The following is an 18842-nucleotide window of genomic DNA, read 5'->3' as shown; positions in this document are numbered from 1 at the left end:
CGCCGGCCCCTCCCGGCCCGGCGGCGCCCGCACACGGCGATCGGCTTGCTGACGCCTGCGGAGTCCGAGATGGGGCGGCCGGACACCGCGGCCTGGGAATCCGGGAACACGGCCTCAGGGGACCCGGTACGTGCCGGAGCCTCCGGCCAACCCGTCCCGGATCCGGCGGCCCGCTCGGACGGGGCGGTCGCGGAGCTCGCGCTTGAGGACCTTGCCCGAGGCGTTGCGCGGCGGCCCCTCCACCAGCCGCACCGCCTTGGGCACCTTGAACGGCGCCAGGCGTTCACGCACGTGCTCCACCAACAGCCCCGGCAGCGCGTCCGCGTCCGCCCCCGGCACCACGTCCCGGCCTCGGCATCGCCGAGGCCCCGCAGTACGCCTTGCGCAGACCGGACAGGTCCCGTCCGCCGAAGTCCGCGTGGCTGGCCATCGCCACCCACAGGGTCGGCGCCGCGAAGAACGCCCCGTGCCGCCCCTCCTCGATCCTGCGCAGCAGGTCCGCGGGGTCCGGCGCCTCAACCAGCGTGTTGGCCGCGCCCTCGGCCGACCACGGCATCAGGGAGACGTGCCTCGCGCAACAGCACGGGGAAGCCCCAGATCACCCCGCCTGAACAGGGATGATCCTGGACGCAGCCGGACCAGAAAGGACAGAGAACGACCTCTCCTCGCCAAGCGCCGGATCCTGTGCGACCTGCTGAGCGCGCAGGCGGGCGTCCTGGAACACAACGTCTCCCCGCAGGTGGCCGCCCGCCACATGCACGCGGCCGTGGACAACGTCGCGGGCCTCGCTGCGTTGGCCGAGCAGCACCTTCCCGAGCTGGGTGAGAGCGCACCGCAGTCGACCGCGGCCATGATCATGGCCGTCGGCGCCGTGTGGACACACGCACGGCCCTCCCCTGCGATGCTCGCCGCCTACGAGGCCGACCCCTCGCTCACCGCGTTCCAGCTGGACTTCACGACCGCCCTGCAGGAGAAGCCGGCCACGCTCATCGCGGGCACCATCGCCCGCGCCTCCGCCTGAGCGCGTCCAGGCAGCAGCCGCGGACCGGGCCGCGGGGGTCGTGCGGTGGCCCGTCGCGACAGGGGACGCCGCGACCACCCCTTCCTACGAGGCTGCGACCCCTCCCGCCCCGCGCCCGCTCCGGGCGGAACCTGCTCGACCACGAACCCTGGTCCTCCCGGGGGGACGGTCGGGGTCCCCTCGGGAGTCCAACGAAGGCCCTGCTCGCCAGGGCCTTTTTTCATGCCCCCACCAGGGGTGACGGATGGGTGCAGCCTCACAGAACCGGCCGGGGCCCCGGGCGCGGATCGGGACGTAGCCTTCTCATCGGATGAGAATTTGCCCTTTTCATACCTTTTGTCCGATCCATAGAGTGAGCCGGTCCCGAGCGCCGCTCGGAGCTGGCCCGGTCCGGGAGAGGGGGCGCCATGTCAGCGGACGCGACGTCCGGCAACGCGGGTCGGACCACCGACCGCCTGCTCAGCGTGCTGATGGTCTTCGCCGAAACGGAACACGCCACCGCCTCGGAGGTCTCCGATGCCACCGGCATCCCGGTCAGCACCGTCTACCGGATGCTGGACCGGCTGTCAGCGACCGGGTTCGTGCAGCGCGTCGGTACCTCCTACGGGGCCGGTCCCGTGGCGGTCCGGTTCGCGGAGAAGTACCGCAACGGCGCGCTGGAGCGCACCGCCATCGGCCCACGGCTGGAACGGCTCTCGCACGAGTCCGGCGAACTGGCGGCCTTCATGGTGCCGGTCGGCACCGAGGCCCTGTGCGTGGACGCGGTCGAGGGGGCCCGGGTGCTGCGCTGCTGCTACACCCGCGGAGCCGTGCGGCCGCTGCTGCGCGGGGCCACGGCCGAGGCGCTGCTGGCCCACCTCCCCGAGTCACGGCGCCAGGAGGTGTACGCCGCCTACCGGCTGCCCGCCGCACGGGTGCGGGCCCTGGAGTCCGAGCACCCCCGGGTGCGGGAGCAGGGCGTGGCGGTCAGCGAGAGCGCCCTCGACGAAGGCGTGTGGGGCGCGAGCGCCCCCGTCCTCGGCGGCTCGGGATCCCTGAACGGGGTCGTCACCGTGATGGCCCCGGCGGCGGTGACCGAGCGCCGACGCCCCTACTACGTCCGCCTCGTCAAAGAGGCGGCGCGTGACCTGAGTGGAGGAACGATTTGAACAGGGTGGATCCCCCCGTCTGGACCGGGCGCGACGACGGCCCCGGCCCCGAGCACCGGCGCTGGCACACCACCGTGCGCCCGCTCGACGACGCCGGCCCGGCCGGAACCGCGATCGTCGGCTTCGCCTCCGACGAGGGCGTGCGGAGGAACAGGGGACGCGCCGGCGCCGACGCGGGCCCCGCCGCCCTGCGCCGCGCGCTCGCCCCGCTCGCCCTGCACCGGGACGAGGCCCTGTACGACGCCGGGGACGTCCGCGTGGACGACGGCGACCTGGAGACCGGCCAGCGCGCGCTGGGCTCGGTGGTGGCCGGGGCCATGAGGGCCGGGCACTTCCCCGTCGTGCTCGGCGGTGGCCACGAGGTCGCCTACGCCAGCTACCTGGGCCTGGACGAGGGCCTGGGCTCGGATCGGACCCGCACTCTGGGCGTGCTCAACATCGACGCCCACTTCGACCTGCGCGAGGAGCCGGAGCCCACCTCCGGAACGCCGTTCCTCCAGATCTGCGAGGCCGAGCGGGCCCGGGGACGCGACTTCCGGTACGCCGTGGTCGGGATCAACGAGGCCGGGAACACCCCCGTGCTGTTCGACCGCGCCGACCGGCTCGGCGTGGAGTACCTCACCGACGACCGGTGCACCGCCGCCCACCTGGGGCGGGTGCTGGCCTTCGTCCGCTCCTTCGTGGACACGGTGGACGACGTCTACCTCACGCTCGACCTGGACGCCCTGCCCGCGTGGGTGGCGCCCGGGGTGAGCGCCCCCTCCCCGCTCGGCGTGCCGACCGAGGTGGTGCAGGCCGTGGTCGAGGAGGTCGCCGCCTCGGGGCGGCTGGCCCTGTTCGACGTCGCCGAGCTCAACCCGTCCCTGGACGCGGACGGCCGGACCGCGCGCGTCGCCGCGCGCATGGTGGACCGCGTACTCGCGGCCAGAGGACGGAACTCGTGAACATCTCCCTGGACCTGATCCAGACCACCACCCTGGCCGTCGCCCTGCTGCTCCTGGGCGAGTTCGCCCGGCGCCACGTCGGCTTCCTCCAGCGGTTCAGCATCCCCGGCCCGGTGATCGGCGGTTTCGCGTTCGCGCTGGCCGTCCTGGCGCTGCGGGAGACCGGCGTGGCCCAGCTGGAGCTGGACACCACGCTGCAAGAGCCCGCGATGATCGCGTTCTTCACCACCATCGGCCTCGGCGCCAGCGTCAGCCTGCTCCGCAAGGGCGGCAAGCTGCTGATCGTCTACCTGCTGGCGTGCTGGACCCTGGCGATCCTCCAGAACGTGGTGGGCATCGGCATGGCCACGGCCCTGGGCATCGACCCGGTGCTGGGCGTGATGGCCGGCGCCGTCGCCCTGGAGGGCGGCCACGGAGCCGCGGCGGCGTTCGGCCCCACTGCCGAGGCCCTGGGCACCGACGGCGCCACCGCGATCGCGATCGCCGCGGCCACCTTCGGCCTGGTCGCGGGTGGTCTGCTGGGCGGTCCGACGGCCTCCTGGCTGATGCGCCGCCACAAGGTGGAGGTGCCCGCGGCCGCCGGCACCGCCGCGGCCGCCGCCGTCGAGACGGAGGAGAAGGAGGAGCCGGTGGGCTACGGCCCGCTGGTGAACACCGCCGTGCTGATCGGCGTGGTGATGGTGGCCGGGGTCGCGCTGGGCACGTGGTTCAGCGAGACGACCGGGTTCGTGCTGCCCGCGTACGTGGGCGCCATGGTGGTGGCGGCCGTCGCGCGCAACGTCGGTGACCGGTTCGGGCTGCGCATGCACCAGGGCGCCCTGTCTCTGGTGTCGTCGCTGTCGCTGGGCCTGTTCCTCACCATGGCCATGATGGGCCTGCGTATCTGGGACCTGTACGCGCTGGCCCTGCCGCTGGTGCTGCTCCTCGCGGTCCAGGTGATCGTCCTGCTGCTGTTCGTCGCGCTGGTCGTGTTCCGCCTGCTGGGGAAGGGCTACGACGCCGCGACGATGGCGGCCGGCATGGTCGGCCACGGCCTGGGCGGCACCCCCAACGCGATGGCGAACATGGACGCCTTCAACCGGCGTTTCGGGGTCCGTTCGGAGAAGGCCTTCCTGATCGTCCCGCTGGCCGGTGCGGTGCTGATCGACATCGTGGCGCTGCCGTGGATCGTGTGGTGCATCAACGCGGTGGCCTGACCAGGGCCGCCTTCCGAGGGGTCCCCGGGTCGCCGCCCCGGGGACCCCTTGTTCCCGGACCGGGCGGTGGGCACGCCGGGAGAACTGAGCGCCCAGGAGGGCGCGGGGCGGGCGGGTCAACCGGCCTCACTGAAGGCTCGGTCAGGTCGGGTGGGGCACGGGAGCGGCTGTGGAGCGGGCGTCACCCGGGGAGCCGCGGGGGTGTCTTGGGTCACAACATGGCGTCGGCGTGCAACAAATCCGGCGTCCGAGCACTCCCTTTACATGAGCCTCCTGCGTCACGCGGGACTCCCATCCTCCACCGAACCCCCGAGGTACACATGCTGAACCCTGCCCTCACGCGCCGTATCGCCCTGGGCGTGGCCGCCGCCGGATCCGCCCTCGTCCTCGCCGCTTGCGGCGGGGCCGCCCCCGAGCCTGAAGCGGCCCCGGAGGCCGCCGAGGTGACCGAGGAGGAGACCCCACAGGTCGACACCGCCGACTTCAACCAGGGCCCGATCCCCGACGCCGCGCCGGAGGTGACCGCGGAGGACCTGCCCGCCGAGCCCGACAGCTCCGCGCCACTGGGCGACCGCATCGCCTGGGAGGCCCTGGAACAGGTCTCCGTCTTCGCGTCGGTCGTGGACCCGGACGCCACCTCCGAGTGCCCGAAGATCGCGGGCACCGAGGGGGAGACCGCCACGTGCACGGTGAACTTCCTCGGGGAGGAGTTCGAGTACGCGATCACGGTGGAGTCCTCCGGCATCCTCGTCTCCTACCAGCCGCAGCTCGTGGACGGGCCGCTGATCCGCGAGACGGTCGAGGACACCCTGCGCGTGCAGGCGGACACCGAGTACGTGCTCTGCGACATGGAGGCCGACCTCGTGCGCGGCGAGCCCGACACGGACGCGCCGTTCACGTGCCAGGCGCTGGACGAGGAGACCGGGGAGGTCGACGAGTACACCCTGAGCATCTCGATGTACGGGGCGTTCACGTTCTTCGTGGTCTGACCGGTGACCGGGCCGCCGTCCGTCGCCCCGGGCCCGGTCGGAGCGGGGGGCGGCGGCGGGACGGGGCGGGAGCGGGCGCCTGGGAGCCGTCGCCGAGGGTGTCGTTCCGGTGGGCGAGGGAGTCCTCGACGGTCACGGCGCCGATGGGGCCGGTGTCGGACTTGGCGCAGAGGTCCCAGCCGTCGTCGGTGTTGTTGTGGGCCACGGTGTGCCGGAAGACGTTCCCGGGACCCGGACCCGGTACATGCCAGTACCGACCCGCACCGCGGTGGGGGTGGCCGTACGGTGAGCGGTCCCGGCCAAGACCGGGCGTGGCTGCTCCGCCGGTTCAGTCCCCATCGCCACCGTCCATGTCCGGCGGCTGCCAGATGGGGTTCAGTCCACCGGGATTCTCCGGCTCGGACGCCGCAACACGCCTTCGTACCTCCCGGGCACGGGCCCTGAACCCTCCCTCCAGGACTCCGAGGTCGACCTCCAGGGGCATCCACCTCTTCCTGGCCCCGAACCGGAGGGACCGCTCGTGGAGCTCCCCCACTTCGGGACGCACGTCTTCCCCCGTGTATCCGAGCAGGACTGCCAGCACCCGGTGCGCGCCGGGCCGACGCGCGGGGTCGCGGACCAGGCAGCCTTCCAGCACCGGCGACAGCGGTCGGGTCACCCCCTCCAGGCCCGGTCGCCCCGCCACCGCGCGGGCGGCCGTCTCGGGGGACGTCGGCCCGGGGAACACCGACCTCCCCGTGGCCGCCCGGACCACGGTCGCCAACCTGGTGGCGGCCCAGGTGGCGGCCGATGAGTTCTACCATTCACTGGTCACCTTCACAGCGGAGCGCAGAGACATCGCAGCCCCGGGGCGGGACGTCGACATGACCAACACCCATCTCCGTCTGAAGCTGGCTCCGACCCGGTTGGACGACCAAGACCTTGCCGCGAAAGGTGACACCTGGTGTGACGATCTCTTCCAGGAGATGACTGCGGCCGCGAAGAACCAGGGGTGGCCGACAGACGAGGCCATGGCCGAGTTCCGCAAGCGCCTGGCCGACCCTGTCCCGCGAACTCGGGGCCGGGGCTCGCGATGCCCTCACCGACGGGCACATCAAGCGTCTGATGGGCTAGCTGCACTGGCCATGGGGGTTGGTGCGGCCGGCCGGTGTGTCAGCGCACGCCGACGTGCCGCCCTCCGCGCCCACCCCGCCTCCGGTGTTCCCAGCCTCAGGTTCTCCTCCAAGCGATCCGTCACCCTCCCGGGAGTACACTCCTAGGATTCGAGGTGCAGCCGTGCTCCCGCGCATCCTGCGTACGTTGTGGCGTCTTTCGTTCCGGACCCGGGAGTACTGTTGTCGGTCGAAATCTCCGTACTCGGCGACATCAAGGCACGCATCGACGGGCACGACGTCGATCTGGGACACGTGCGGCGGCAGTCGGTGTTCGTCGCGCTGCTGGCGGACGTCAACCGTCTGGTGCCGGTCGACCGGCTGATCGACCGGGTCTGGGGGCGACGCCCCCGGAGGGGGCGCGGTCGTCGCTCTACAGCTACGTCTCCCGGCTGAGGAGCGCCATGTCCGCGGCCGGCGGCGACGCGGTGGTCAACCGGCGCCCGGGCGGCTACGTCCTTTCGCTGAGCGACGACACGCTCGACGCGGTCGACCTGCACCGTTTCCGAAAACTCACCTCCCGGCGCAGGACCCCACGGCTGCCGACGACTCCCTGCCCCTCCTGGAGGAGGCGCTCGCGCTGTGGCGGGCCGACGCGTTCGGAGCCCTGGACAGCCCGTGGGTCAACGAGTTCAGGGAGAGCCTGCGGCTGGAGCGCTTCCGAGCCGAACTCGACCGCAACGATCTGCTGATCCACCGGGGCAGGCAGGCTGAGCGCCTCGGTGACCTGCTCTCGCTCTCCCAGGTGCATCCGCTCGACGAGCGGCTGCTCGGCCAGCTCATGCTCACGCTGTACCGGGAGGGGCGGACCGCTCAGGCTCTGGAGCACTACGACCGCACCCGCAGGGCACTCGCCGAGGAGCTGGGAACCGACCCCGGGGCCGAGCTCAGGGACCTCCACCTGAAGATCCTCCACGCGGATCCGGCGCTGACCCCTCCGGTCTCCGAGTCGGTGCCCTCGACCGTCCGGCCGTCCTCGGCGAACCCTCTGCCCGTACCTCTGCCGAGCCAGCTCCCCTCACCGCCGCCGCTGCTCGCCGGGCGGGGGCAAGAGCTCGCCGCGCTCGACACCGTGTGGGACACCGGTTCCACACCCGTCACCGTGGTCTGCGGCCTGGGCGGTGTCGGCAAGACCTCGCTCGCCCTGCGGTGGGCACACGACAACCTCGGACGGTTCCCCGACGGCCAGCTCTACGTCAACCTGCACGGCTTCTCCTCCAGTACCTCGGCGACGAAGCCGCAGACCGCGGTCCACGACTTCCTCATCGCCCTGGGAATGGACAAGAAGGCCATCCCGACCAGCGCCGAGGCGCAGATCGGCCTGTACCGCAGCCTCCTGGTCGGCAGGCGGATGCTGATCCTGCTGGACAACGCGCGCGACGCCGAACAGGTCAGGGACCTGATCCCCGGGTCCCCCACGTGCGTCGTCCTGATCACCAGCCGCAACCGGCTCAGCGGTCTGGTCGCCACCGAGGGCGCGCGTTCCATCGCGCTGGGTCCGCTCACCCCGGTCGAGGCGCACCGGCTGCTCGCCGCCCGGGCCGGAGAGCGCCGCGTGGCGGCCGAGCCCGAGGCGGCGGAGTCCATCATCACCGGATGCGGCCGGTTCCCTCTGGCCCTGGCCATCGCCGCCGCCGGCGCCGCGGGCGACGGGCACCTGCCGCTCTCCGAACTCGCGGCCGAACTGCGGGAGGCGGAGACCAGGCTGGACGCCCTGGAGACGGGCGACCTGGACACCTCACTGCGCGGTGTCCTGGATGCCTCCCACCGCGCGCTGCCCGCGCCTGCGGCACGTTTGTTGAGCCTGCTCGGCGTGCTCCCGGGGCAGGACATCGGACTGACCGCCGTCGTGGCGCTCGCCGGGCTCACCGCGTCCCGCACCCGAGCACTGCTGCGCACCCTCGAAGCGGCTCACCTCGTCCAGCAGCCGGACCGGGTCGAGGGGTTCCTCGCGGATGGCGCGAGTCTGGTGCTCTACCCGGTGCAGGAGTTCCACCCGGCGATCAGGCGCGTCTGCCGTCTCCTGCAGAGCCGGACCGGACGCCTGGCCGAGGCCGTCGCCTTCCTCAGCCCTCCCGGCCAAGGTGCGCTGTCGCTCCACCAGGACAAGGTGGACGTCATCGTCCTCCAGACGTCCGGGACCAAGCGCTGGCGGATCTTCGGCCACTTCGAGGGGCAGGACGAACCGGGCCTGGTGACCGTGCCGGAGGGTGTGCAGCCGGCGCACCGCCTCACCCTCACCCCGGGAGACACCTGCTACATGCCGGCCGGACGGCCCCACCAGGCTCTGAGCGGCGACGACTGGTCCCTGCACATCTCCGTCACCGCATGGCCCGTCGAACCCGCCCAGGTGCTCTCCAGCAATCTGAACCGTGTGCTGTCCGACCTGCCGAAGACCGATCTCCACACGAGGTGGGACGGGGGGTTCGCCGACACGTCGGCCCTGGAGCACGCGGCGGACGCGGCGGCGCGCGCGATGAAGGAGGCCCCCCGGGAGTGGCGGCTTCCCCCGTCACAGGCCCACACGACCCAGGACCGGCTCGCGAGCCTACTGGGCATCGCCTGAGCACGGGGCTTCACCCGTTCCGGCCCCGGACTCCGGGGGGACCTCGACCGCGGGAGCGGTGCGGCCGGGGCGGTTCCCGGTCCGCCCGCCCCCGCGCGGGCGGGCGGGCGCCTTACGTTCCTGGAACGCCGCGCGCCCACAGGCGGGAACTGACGAGAAGCCGAACACTCAGGCCAGGCCCTCCGCCTCACTGATGAGGCGCAGGGGCATGGTGGTCTCGATACCGTCCCCGTGCAGGAGGTGGCGCGTCTCCGCGGGGGCGGCGAAGTAACCCTCCGGAGGCTCGTGGATGCTCAGTCGGACCTGGGCCATGACGAACTTGGCCGCCGAGTTCCTGCCGGGCATGTGGATCGACAGCTCGTCCCGAGCCCCGAAGCTCTGGACGTCGACCTTCTCCGCCAGGGCCGCGAGCACGTCGGCGTCGGCGCTGACCGGGATGTTGGCCAACCAGTGCGGGTGCGAACCCTCCAGTGCGAGCGCACGCTTCCTCTGCTCCCCGTTCTCCCCGCCCATGGAGAACCAGGGGGTGCCCGCCACGGTGGCGCCGTGTTCCTCGGCCAGGGCGCCCAGTTCCTCGACCACGGCGGTGGCGTTGTCGGCGACCCCGCCCCAGTCGTACAGGTGGGGCTGGCCCCGCTTCTTCTCCTCGGCGACCGGGGGGACGGCCCTCCACAGGACCGTGGTCCGCGGCGCCTGCTTGCGCTGGACCTCGGGCCAGGAGACGAGCAGCTCGCGAGCGGTGTCGATCGCCTCGTCCTCGGCCGCACGCCTGCGGTGCACCGCCTCGGTGTGTTCCTGGAGCAGTTCGATGGCGGTGTCAGGGGCCTCCAGGGCGAGGCGCACGTCCTTGACGCTCATGCCGGCGCCGCGCAGTGCCGTGACCAGCATGGCCTTCTCGACCTGCTCGACCTCGTAGTACCGGTACCCGGTCTCCTCGTCGACCGTCGCAGGGACCAGGAGGCCCTCGGAGTGGTAGAAGCGCAACGTCTGCGGCGAGAGTTCGCTGATCTCGCTGAATTCCTTGATGAACAGGCTCATGACGCCAGTCTCGGGCTTGCGGTAACCACAAGGTCAAGTCCTCCTGGTGGAGCGGCGGCGCCGGCGTCGGCACGCGGAGCACCGCGGCGGCGGGTACGGTTCCCCGCCCGCCGCCGCGGTCAGCGCTCCCCGCCGCCGGGCGGTTCCACGGGGCGCCGCGTCCGCAGCCGCCCGCACATGCCGAACGCACGCGGTCCGGGCCGCGCCTCGGTGCGCACCACCGACGCCTCGCGCATGATGCCCAGGTCGCCCGCGGCCAGGGAGGCGAGCTGGAGCCGGGTCCGCTCGGCCTCGCGCTCCACGCGCTCGCGCCAGATCTCCTCCCACGCCCGCAGGTGCGGCCGCACCACCTCCACCGCGCGCCGGTGGAACTCCTCCAGCGCCCCCGGACCGTCCTCGCGGATCGAGGCGACCAGCTCCAGGTAGCCCTGCACGGCCAGGTCTCGCCGGTCCCGTGCCCGCTCCGCGCGCTGCTCCTGGGGTCCCTCGCGCGGAGGCCGCGCGGCCTCCGCGTAGGCGGCGGGGTCGGCCATCACCTCCCGGGGGAAGGTGAACACGGCGTCACCGGCCTCGGGCAGCCCCGCGTTCTGCATCACCACGGTGATCTCCAACCCGCCGGAGTTCACCAGCCGGTGCACCGTGCCGGGGGCGAACCACAGGACCGAGCCCGCCGAGAGCGGGTCGACGGCCACGCCCTCGGGGGTGACGGTGTGCACCTCGCCCTCTCCCGCCACCACGACGTAGGCCTCCGAGGACGCGGTGTGGACGTGGGGGGTGCCGCCGTGCAGGCCGTCGGCGGCCTCCCAGTCGTAGACCCGCAGGCTGCTGACGGCGGTGCCCCCGGGAAAGCCGGGCGTGCTCACGGCGCGTACTCCTCGGCGAGGGCGCCCGCCTCGTCGGCCGCGCACCGGTGGTCGACGAACACCAGGCGGTGGCTCAGGTCCAGGGTGCGGTCCGGCTCCAGCACGATCTCCTCGTCGAAGGCGGGGGAAGGGCTGAGCACGGGGAAGGGTTCCGAGCGCACGAACCACCGGATCGGGACGGGGGCGCTCGTGGTCCCGGAGTAGGCCAGGACGGTCGCGCCTCCGTCGATCTCGTCGTGCTGCCCGACGAAGGCGATCCAGGCCGCCTCCGTGCCCATGACGTCGGCCCCGGTGCGCCCTGTCGCGCTGATCACCTCGCCGCCGGTCCAGGAACGGGGGCCGCGCCAGAAGAACCCGGTGTAGCCCGCGTCGGGCCGCCCGTGGGTGGTGGGGCTGCCCAGCTCCAGGGTCCGGCCGCGCACGTTGGTCAGGGAGGTCGCGAAGTCCAGCGCCCAGATGCCGCGCGCGTGGTCCACCGAGTGGAAGCGGTGGGTGCGCTCCTCGGCGATCCACCGCTCGCCGGCCGAACTGATCCAGGACAGGCGCTCGGTGACCGAGGAACCCTCCCCGTCACGGGTGAGGGAGGTGAACCCCTCGTGGCGGATGCTGCCGTTGTTGTCGAGCGCCTGGTAGCCCTGCCCGAGGACGAAGGTCCGCCCTCCCCAGAAGTTCTCCCCCGAGAGGTGGGACCAGGTCATCTGCACCCCCTTGTGCCATCGGTGGTCCCACGGCCGGATCGCGGTCAGGGGCGCCCCGCTGAGGGTGCGCAGGGGGTGCAGGTAGGGCTTGGGGGATTCGAAGGCGGGGGCGTCGGACCGCAGCACGTAGCGTGCGATCTCCACCCCTCCCGCCGTCACCGTGAGCGCATCGTCCTCTTCGACCAGGGTGGGAGCCTCAGACATCGTGCGTTTCCTCCGTTCGGGTGAGGACGGCCGCGGCGGTGGCCGCGTCGCCCCCGTTCATGGCGTGGTAGAAGGCGTCGTCGGGGGTGAGGTCGCGTCGGCGCACCGTGGTGCCGGTCAGCGCCGACCGGTACATGCCCGTGATGAGTTCCAGGGACCTGCGCCCGTCCGCTCCGCTGGCGCGCGGCCGCTCGCCGCGCTCCATCGCGTCGAGCAGCGAGGTGAGCTGGGCCTTGTGCGAGCTGGGCTCGTCCTCCACGGGGGGCCAGTCCGCGACGGCGGCGTCGTCGCGCAGGTGCGGGGCGGGGGTCCACCGCCAGTGCCCGTTGTCGTAGCCGTAGAGGTGCTCGAGTTCGACCGTGGCGTGTTCGAGGTCGAAGCGCAGGTAGCTGGTCTGGCGCGGGGAGAGCAGGCTGTTGGCCACCGAGACGGTCGCGCCCGACTCCAGGCGCACGATCGCCATCGAGACGTCCTCGGTCTCGGTGGTGCGCGCGGTCGTGGACATCACGGCGGTGACCTCGGACCAGTCGCCGAGCAGGGAGAGCATGAGGTCCATCTGGTGGATGCCGTGGCCCATGCTCGGTCCGCCGCCCTCGGTGTCCCACCGGCCGCGCCAGGGGACCTCGAAGTAGGACGGGTCGCGGAACCACAGGGTGTTGCACACGCCCACGAGGGGGCGGCCGAGCGTGCCCTCCGCCAGGTGGCGGCGCAGGCGCTCGGCTCCGGAGCCGAACCGGTGCTGGAAGACGTAGCTGGCGAAGGGGCCGCCCGCCGCGTCCTCATGGGAGCAGACCTCGTCGTACTCGGCGAGCGAGAGCGCGGGCGGCTTCTCGCACCACACCCAGGCACCGGCCCGCAGGGCCTCGATCACCGCGTCCTTGTGCGCGGCGGGCGGCGTGCACACGATCACCAGGTCGGGGGACTCGGCGCCGAGCAGGGCGCCCGAGTCGGTGTAGCGGCCGGGGATCCCCCACTCGTCGGCGGTCGCCGCCACACGGGAGGCGTCCAGGTCCGCCAGCGCGACCACGTCGACCCGGTCGCCCAGGGCGGCGAGCGCGGGCAGGTGCCTGTACCCGGTGATGGCTCCGCTGCCGATGACGGCCACGCGCGTTCGTGAAGTAGGGCTCAACCTTCGCACTCCCTCAGGTCCCGAATTCGGAGTGAACGTTCACTCTTTACGGCCGCGCTTACGATAGTGATCGTTCACTCGCGCCGTCAAGGCGTGTACGGCAGACGAAGGAGGAGCCGATGGCCGACGCCGAGCCGCCGCAGCGCCCACCGACCATCATGGAGGTCGCCCGCCTGGCGGGCGTCTCGCACCAGACCGTCTCGCGCTACCTGCGCTTCGAGGGCGGGCTGAAGGAGTCGACCCGGGAGCGCGTGGCCGCCGCGGTCCGGGAACTCGGCTACCGCCCCAACCTCGGGGCCCGGTCGATGCGCACGCGCCGGACCGGCCGCCTGGCAATCATCCTGCCCGGCGCGGACGCGCCCGGCCCGGCACGGATGCTCACCGCGGCCGTCGCCGCCGCCCACGCCGAGGGCTTCGTCGTCGAAGTGGTGGGCACCGACGGCGGGGCTGCGGCCCGCACCGGGCGCATGCTCGAACTCGCCGCGTCGGGCCAGGTGGAGGGCATCCTCTCGCTCGCGCCGGTCCTGCCCGACAGCGACATCGGGGACCGTTCCGGCGCCTCCGTGGTCGTCTCCGCCGACTACGACGACAAGGCGCGCGGCCTGGGCGAGATCGCGGACGGCTCGGTCGTGGCCGACCTGGTCGAGGGGCTGGCCAAGGCCGGGCACCGCCGCTTCCTGCACGTGGCCGGCCCCCCGCAGTACGCCTCGGCCCGGGGGCGGAAGCGCACCTACCTCGACACGATCGAACGGCTGGGCCTGGAGTCCCACGGCGTGGTCGACGGCGACTGGTCGGCCGGCTCCGGCGCCGAGGCCGTGCGCGCCCTGCCCGAGGACAGCGGGGTCACGGCCGTCATCGCGGGCAACGACGCGGTGGCCGCGGGGGTGGTGCGCGGGGCGCGGGAGCGCGGATGGAGCGTGCCCGGCGACCTCAGCGTGACGGGCTGGGACAACAGCCCGTTGGGAGCCCACCTGTTCCCCTCGCTCACGACCGTGGACGTGGACCTCGAACGGCTGGGCGGGCGTGCCATGCGGCGCCTGGTCGCCGCGGTGCGGGGCACGGAGCCGGAGGAGGCGGACGCCCCGCTCACCACGATCCTGTGGCGCGAGTCCACCGGCCCCGGGCCCTGGCACTGACGAGCCGGCGCGTGGCGAGGGACCGGCGCCCCACAGGTCAGGGGCGGACCGCTCCTTTCGCGCCGGGTGACCTGGTGAGGTGACGAGTTTCGTTTCCCGCCACGTGGAACCGCGCCTCCCCGGGAGGCACCGGCCACGTGGCGGGCCCGGTCGGCGGCCGGTGGGTGCCGGTACCGAATCCGGGGGCGGGGAAAACGTTCGCCGACCGCGCCCGCTCCCCCGCCGCTCCGGCAACGAGGGGATCGCGTTGCCGCTAGTACTCCTCGGCCCTGGCCCAGACCTCGTACCTGCCCCGGGCGATCGGCTCGTCCCCGTTTCCGGCGTGGTGCACGATGATGGCGCTCTCCTCGTGCGAGCCCTCCGGTTCGAGCCAGAAGACGTTCTGGCCGATGTAGTCGTCGGAGACCCGGACCGAGATGACGTCGACGGCCGAGGCCACCATCCCGGCGATGTGTCCGGCGTCGGTCCTGTGCCGGTGCGGTTCGGTCAGGGCCTCGACCAGGCCCCTGGTGATCGTCCGGGAGTACGTGCGGAGCTCGGCGGGGAAACTCCCGTCTCCACTGCCGACGTCCCCCTCCCATGCCTGAACCGAGGCCCCGACGCAGCCGAAGCCCGTGCTGTCCCCGACCCGGACGGTGTCGCCGAAGTTCTTCACGTCACCGGTTCGGAAGCCCCCGACCGTCCGGGTGCGCGTCCCCGAGACGTGGGGCGACTTCTCGGTGGCGGCCAGCGCCGTGAAGTAGATCCCGGCACGGGGGTGGAGGACCGAGTCTCCGGTCATGACATGGCACCTGGCCCTGGTCACGGTGAACGTCGCGCCGGCTATGCTCCTGGCGGCCGCGTCCGTGTCGGCGGCCGGGGAGCCGCCGACGTCTGCGGACCCGGTCACCAGGAAGGTCCAACCGCGGCGCTGGACCTCCTGGTCCGCGGCCGCCTCGACCGTGCGGTCGCCGAACCGCATCCGCGCGACGTTGTCCAGCCCCCGGGGGGCGTCGGTGGCCAGGAGTCGGGCCAGGTCGGCGTAGTCCAGGCCCACACTCGTGCCCAGGTCGGCCACCGGGGCCGGGAACAGGGCGCGCCGGCGCGCGGTACCCAGCTCGCGCAAGGCGCGGCCGTAGCCCAGCAGGTCCTCCTTGCCGGGGGCGCAGTGGCGGGCCAGGCCGAGCAGGTCGCGCTCCAGACGCCTGAGGGGGTAGCCGCGGGAGGCCCTGTTGACGGCGTTGAGCATGAGGGGGGTCAGGTAGTTGACGTCGTGGTTGGCGGCCACGCGGAGGGCGGCCAGGTCCGTGCGGCGGGCGGTGCGCTGGTCCGGGGACTCGTCGGGGCGCCGGGCCGAAGAGGAGGTCGGGGCGTTCTCCCGGTGGGTGGCGGCGTCGGCGAGTTTTCGGTTGAGGGTGGGTGCATCGATGCCCATGGGCGGATCCTGTTCGCGAGGAGTCGGATGCCGCCTGGTGCGCGGTTCCGCTGACCGCTCGCCGCAGGGCCGAGGGGGCTGTGCGGGGTGCGAGGGGGGAGCAGGCGGTACTGGTACTTTCGCCACCCCAGCGTCACCGAAACGGCACCGCGCGAATTCCTGGTCTCATCACCGCTGCTCAGACGACATACCGTGCCGTTCCCCTAGGTAGCGGACTGATTGCCAACAGTCGTAAATGGAGTTTTCCTCCTGCTGCTAACCCCCGTATTTCGGCGAAGACCTCTCGGCGGGGGCGATGGCCATGGACGATGGCCACCCTCCCGCGCCCTGGGCCGGGCACGCCAAAGGGCTCCACACCCTGACGGGTGCGGAGCCCCTCTGCGTTCGGGGCTTCCCCACCTCGAACGCACCTACGAGGATACCTCGCGGTCACACCGTGCGGGAAGCTGCGATCGGGCGTCGATCCGGGTTGCCCGACGTATGGTTCTCGCCGGGGCAGCACCTGCCCGAGGGCGTTGGGTGACCGGCGCGGGGTGGCCCGGGCGGGAGGGGACGGCGATCGCCGGGCAACCCCTGGGGTGGCTCCTTCCAAGGACACCGGTCCGGGCCTGACGCCGCCCCCGGGCGGCGTCAGGCCCCGACCGCCGCGACCGCCTCGTCCCACAGCCCCTCGAGGGGGACTTCGCCGTCCAGGCGCATCCAGGTCTCGGTGGCCACGTCGAGGCAGGTGAGCGCGGTGGCGACGATCGCGGCGGCGCGGTGCTCGGCGATCACCTCGTCGAAACCGTGCGCGTGGCGCAGGCGCCGGGCGAGTTCGGGGACGAGGATCTCCTGCCAGGCGAGGTGCTTCTCCAGGTGGGCCGCGCGCAGGGACGGCGCCTGGTGCATCATCCGGGCGATCCGCAGTTCGGCGGCGGGGTCGACCGGCCCTTCGTCGCGCAACGCCAGCAGCGCCGCCCGGACCGCGGCCCAGGGCTCCTCTTCCTGCGGCCGGGCGGCCAGCGCGGCGCCGACGCGATGGCCGCGGTCGATCAGGTCGCCGAGGACCACGTCCTCCTTGGTCGGGAAGTACCGGAAGAAGGAGCGGCGGGAGATCCCGGCGGCCTCGGCGATCTGCTCGATGGCCGTCTCCTCGAAGCCCTGCTCCAGGAAGAGGGCCATTCCGGCCGCGGCGATCTCGCGGTGGACCGCGCGGCGCGTGCGCTCCCGCAGGCCGGGGGTCGGTTCTCCAGTGGTCACACCGCCAGCCTACAAGCGAAGACACCCAGAGACAAACTTGACACCAAGTGCCACGCATGTCGTAATGTGTCGCCATGACCATCGATCACTCCTCCCAGACCACACTCATCACCGGCGCCAGCTCCGGCATCGGCGCGGCCCTGGCCGGTCGGCTCGCCGCACGCGGGACGGACCTGGTACTCGTCGCCCGCCGTACGGACCGCCTGGAGTCACTGGCCGCCGAACTGCGCGGAGCCCACGGCGTCCGGGTGGAGACCGTCTCCGCCGACCTCGGGCGCCCCGGGGCGGGCCGGGACCTGGCCGCCGAGGTCGACCGCCGCGGTATCCGCGTGACCGGCCTCGTCAACAACGCCGGCGTCGGCGCGGACGGCGCGTTCGCCGTCCAGGACCCCGACGAGCTGGAGACCCTGCTCGCGCTCAACGTGACCGCGCTGGTGGACGTGTCACGGGCGTTCGTCGGACGGCTGGGCACGGACGGTTACCTGGTCAACATCGCGAGCATGGCCGCCTACCAGCCGATCCCGGGGATGGCGGTGTACGCGGCGAGCAAGGCCTTCGTGCTGAGCTTCACCGAGGCGCTGTGGTGGGAGACGCGCGAAAGCGGGCCCCGCACCCTGGCGTTCTCGCCGGGACTGACCCGCACGGAGTTCTTCGACGGGATCGGCGCCGAGGGGTACTCGGGGCGCTTCCAGACGCCCGACGAGGTCGCCGCTGCACTGGTGCGCGTCCTGGACCGCCGACGGTCGGTGCCCAGCGCGCTGTCGCGCGCGGTCAACGCCGTCGCCACGACCCTGCCCCGGCTGCTCGGACGCCGGACCGCGGTGCTGGCCACGGCCCGCGTGGCCGGCGCGGCGGGGCTGATGCGAAAGCGCCGCCCGGCGGGGGTGTGAAGCCCGTCGGGCCGGGGAGCGGATTCCGGCGGTCGTCACACCACGTGCGGTCGGCCGGTTCCCACGAGGAACTCGGGCAGACGCTCGGCCGGGGTATCCCGGCCGAACACTGTGCGCAGGCGGGAATCCAGCCACGAGCCGCCCCTGCCGGCTCCCGGGCGGAGTGGATCGACCGCCCTGGACGAGGCCCTGGGAAATCGAACGTCGACCACGCGCCCCGGCCTGCGCCGGCTGCGCCCGCCGTTACGGGCGTGACGAGGGTTCGGGGACCGCGGGGCGGAGCTGGAGTCGGGTGAGCTTGTCGTGGTCGGGGGTGCCCGGTTCCGCGCTGAACATGACCACGCGCAGGTCGGCGCCGGGCACGGCGAGGGTCTGGCAGTCGAGGACGAGCACGCCGAGCTCGCCGTGGTCGATGCGCTTGCGCAGCGTCGCGCGCGATCGGACGTCGTGCCGACTCCACTGTGCCGCGAACCCGGGTGCCCGCTCGGCGAAGTCGCCCACCAACAGGCGGAGCGCGGAGTCGTGCGGGCGGCGGGTCAGCGCCTCGCGCGACTGCGCCGCCACCTGCGCCTCGAACCCGCCCGTCGCCTCCTGAGGCGCCGAGCACACCGTTGCGCCCAGGCGCATGGCCAGCCGCAGGACGTTGCGCTCGGCCGGGGGCAGCGCACCGAAGTCCGTGATCAGCGCTGCCGCAAGGTCGTTCCAGGCCAGAATGTCGTGGCGGGCGTCGCAGACGTACGCGGCGACCGGGCCGAGCCGATCCAGCAGGGCGAGCACCCCCGGCGGGACCTGTTCCCCCGGGCCGGACCGTGCGGGCAGCGCGTGCCCGGCGAGCCGGGACAGGTGTGTCCGCTCCACCTCCGACAGCGCCAGGGCCCGCCCGATCGCGTCGATCACCTGCGGTGAGGGGCGCGGCGCCCGGGCCTGCTCCAGCCGCTCGTAGTAGTTCACCGAAACCCCGGCGAGATCGGCGACCTCCTCGCGCCGCAGCCCCGGGGTGCGCCGCGCGCGCCCGCCCGCGGGTTCGGGAAGGCCGACGTCGGCCGGGCGCAGGGTCTCGCGGCGGGCCCGCAGGAACCCGCCGAGTTCTCGCTTGTCCACGGCCCCAGCCTGCCATGCACGCGGGCCGCGAGCCACGGACCGCTGGTCCGGGGACAACGCGGCCGTTCCCCCGCCCGGCGCACCCCCGCCAGTGTGGGCGGCGATGGGCCGAACA

18 protein-coding genes and 1 pseudogene are annotated in these 18842 nt (G+C 73.0%); 9 read left to right on the top strand and 10 right to left on the bottom strand.

From position 1 onward, the window contains the following. Positions 1 to 114: 114 nt before the first annotated feature. Positions 115 to 291 carry a hypothetical protein gene (locus Q8791_RS31825; RefSeq protein WP_407941982.1) on the bottom strand — a complete coding sequence of 59 codons (177 nt, stop codon included), beginning with the start codon at positions 289 to 291 and terminating at the stop codon, positions 115 to 117. Between the two features lie 55 nt (positions 292 to 346). Next, positions 347 to 568 (bottom strand): annotated as a pseudogene (locus Q8791_RS10320) (acyl-CoA synthetase); the annotation flags it as partial. On the opposite strand from Q8791_RS10320, the gene Q8791_RS10315 reads away from it, so the two are divergent. The 5 genes from Q8791_RS10315 to Q8791_RS10295 all read left to right on the top strand — a co-directional run bounded on the left by Q8791_RS10315 (position 467) and on the right by Q8791_RS10295 (position 5298). Continuing rightward, complete coding sequence (locus tag Q8791_RS10315) at positions 467 to 1021, top strand: hypothetical protein (protein ID WP_330091411.1); 555 nt, start codon at positions 467 to 469, stop codon at positions 1019 to 1021. The pseudogene Q8791_RS10320 and the gene Q8791_RS10315 overlap by 102 nt on opposite strands. Positions 1022 to 1428: 407 nt before the next feature. Further along, positions 1429 to 2169, top strand: a complete 741-nt coding sequence (locus tag Q8791_RS10310; RefSeq protein WP_330091410.1) for an IclR family transcriptional regulator — start codon at positions 1429 to 1431, stop codon at positions 2167 to 2169. Between the two features lie 5 nt (positions 2170 to 2174). Continuing rightward, positions 2175 to 3113, top strand: coding sequence for a formimidoylglutamase (hutG, locus tag Q8791_RS10305; RefSeq protein ID WP_456238149.1), 939 nt, complete (start codon positions 2175 to 2177; stop codon positions 3111 to 3113). Next, the gene (gltS, locus tag Q8791_RS10300) at positions 3110 to 4309 is read left to right on the top strand and encodes a sodium/glutamate symporter (RefSeq protein ID WP_330091408.1); all 1200 of its coding nucleotides are present in this window, start codon (positions 3110 to 3112) and stop codon (positions 4307 to 4309) included. Before hutG ends, gltS begins: the two co-directional genes overlap by 4 nt. 320 nt (positions 4310 to 4629) lie before the next feature. Then, a complete protein-coding gene (locus Q8791_RS10295) occupies positions 4630 to 5298 on the top strand; it encodes a hypothetical protein (RefSeq protein ID WP_330091407.1) in 669 nt (222 codons plus the stop codon). Here the strand turns inward: Q8791_RS10295 and Q8791_RS10290 are convergent. Next, positions 5279 to 5503, bottom strand: a complete 225-nt coding sequence (locus Q8791_RS10290) for a hypothetical protein (protein WP_330091406.1) — start codon at positions 5501 to 5503, stop codon at positions 5279 to 5281. The genes Q8791_RS10295 and Q8791_RS10290 overlap by 20 nt on opposite strands. A 1129-nt stretch (positions 5504 to 6632) precedes the next feature. Here Q8791_RS10290 and Q8791_RS10285 point away from each other — a divergent pair. Continuing rightward, positions 6633 to 6845: an AfsR/SARP family transcriptional regulator gene (locus tag Q8791_RS10285; RefSeq protein ID WP_330091405.1), complete on the top strand. Its 213-nt coding sequence runs from the start codon at positions 6633 to 6635 to the stop codon at positions 6843 to 6845. Positions 6846 to 7002: 157 nt separating this feature from the next. After that, complete coding sequence (locus Q8791_RS10280) at positions 7003 to 9015, top strand: BTAD domain-containing putative transcriptional regulator (protein WP_330091535.1); 2013 nt, start codon at positions 7003 to 7005, stop codon at positions 9013 to 9015. Positions 9016 to 9183: 168 nt separating this feature from the next. Here the strand turns inward: Q8791_RS10280 and Q8791_RS10275 are convergent, their stop codons facing one another. The 4 genes from Q8791_RS10275 to Q8791_RS10260 form a co-directional block, all read right to left on the bottom strand. Then, entirely contained in the window at positions 9184 to 10053 is an 870-nt protein-coding gene (locus Q8791_RS10275; RefSeq protein WP_330091404.1) for a MerR family transcriptional regulator, read from the bottom strand. Between the two features lie 119 nt (positions 10054 to 10172). Then, positions 10173 to 10916 (bottom strand): cupin domain-containing protein, encoded by a 744-nt coding sequence (locus tag Q8791_RS10270; protein WP_330091403.1) that lies wholly within the window; start codon positions 10914 to 10916, stop codon positions 10173 to 10175. After that, positions 10913 to 11818: a DUF6807 domain-containing protein gene (locus Q8791_RS10265; protein ID WP_330091402.1), complete on the bottom strand. Its 906-nt coding sequence runs from the start codon at positions 11816 to 11818 to the stop codon at positions 10913 to 10915. The genes Q8791_RS10270 and Q8791_RS10265 overlap by 4 nt, the downstream gene beginning before the upstream one ends. Further along, entirely contained in the window at positions 11811 to 12947 is a 1137-nt protein-coding gene (locus Q8791_RS10260; protein WP_330091401.1) for a Gfo/Idh/MocA family protein, read from the bottom strand. The genes Q8791_RS10265 and Q8791_RS10260 overlap by 8 nt, the downstream gene beginning before the upstream one ends. A gap of 119 nt (positions 12948 to 13066) precedes the next feature. Between Q8791_RS10260 and Q8791_RS10255 the strand changes: the two genes are divergently transcribed. Then, entirely contained in the window at positions 13067 to 14083 is a 1017-nt protein-coding gene (locus Q8791_RS10255) for a LacI family DNA-binding transcriptional regulator (protein WP_330091400.1), read from the top strand. A 253-nt stretch (positions 14084 to 14336) separates the two neighbouring features. On the opposite strand, the gene Q8791_RS10250 is transcribed toward Q8791_RS10255, so the two are convergent. Further along, positions 14337 to 15497: a hypothetical protein gene (locus tag Q8791_RS10250; protein ID WP_330091399.1), complete on the bottom strand. Its 1161-nt coding sequence runs from the start codon at positions 15495 to 15497 to the stop codon at positions 14337 to 14339. 630 nt (positions 15498 to 16127) lie between these two features. Next, a complete protein-coding gene (locus Q8791_RS10245) occupies positions 16128 to 16736 on the bottom strand; it encodes a TetR family transcriptional regulator (protein WP_330091398.1) in 609 nt (202 codons plus the stop codon). Between the two features lie 74 nt (positions 16737 to 16810). On the opposite strand from Q8791_RS10245, the gene Q8791_RS10240 reads away from it, so the two are divergent. Further along, the gene (locus Q8791_RS10240; RefSeq protein WP_330091397.1) at positions 16811 to 17626 is read left to right on the top strand and encodes an SDR family NAD(P)-dependent oxidoreductase; all 816 of its coding nucleotides are present in this window, start codon (positions 16811 to 16813) and stop codon (positions 17624 to 17626) included. A 243-nt stretch (positions 17627 to 17869) separates the two neighbouring features. Here Q8791_RS10240 and Q8791_RS10235 read toward each other — a convergent pair whose 3' ends face one another. After that, on the bottom strand, positions 17870 to 18727 hold the full coding sequence (locus Q8791_RS10235; RefSeq protein ID WP_330091396.1) for a helix-turn-helix transcriptional regulator: 858 nt from the start codon (positions 18725 to 18727) through the stop codon (positions 17870 to 17872). Positions 18728 to 18842: the final 115 nt, after the last annotated feature.

Source organism: Nocardiopsis codii, assembly GCF_036327455.1.
Classification (GTDB): Bacteria; Actinomycetota; Actinomycetes; order Streptosporangiales; family Streptosporangiaceae; genus Nocardiopsis; species Nocardiopsis codii.
The sequence above is the reverse complement of the archived record's forward strand: the minus strand, read 5'-3'. Positions and strand labels throughout refer to the sequence as shown.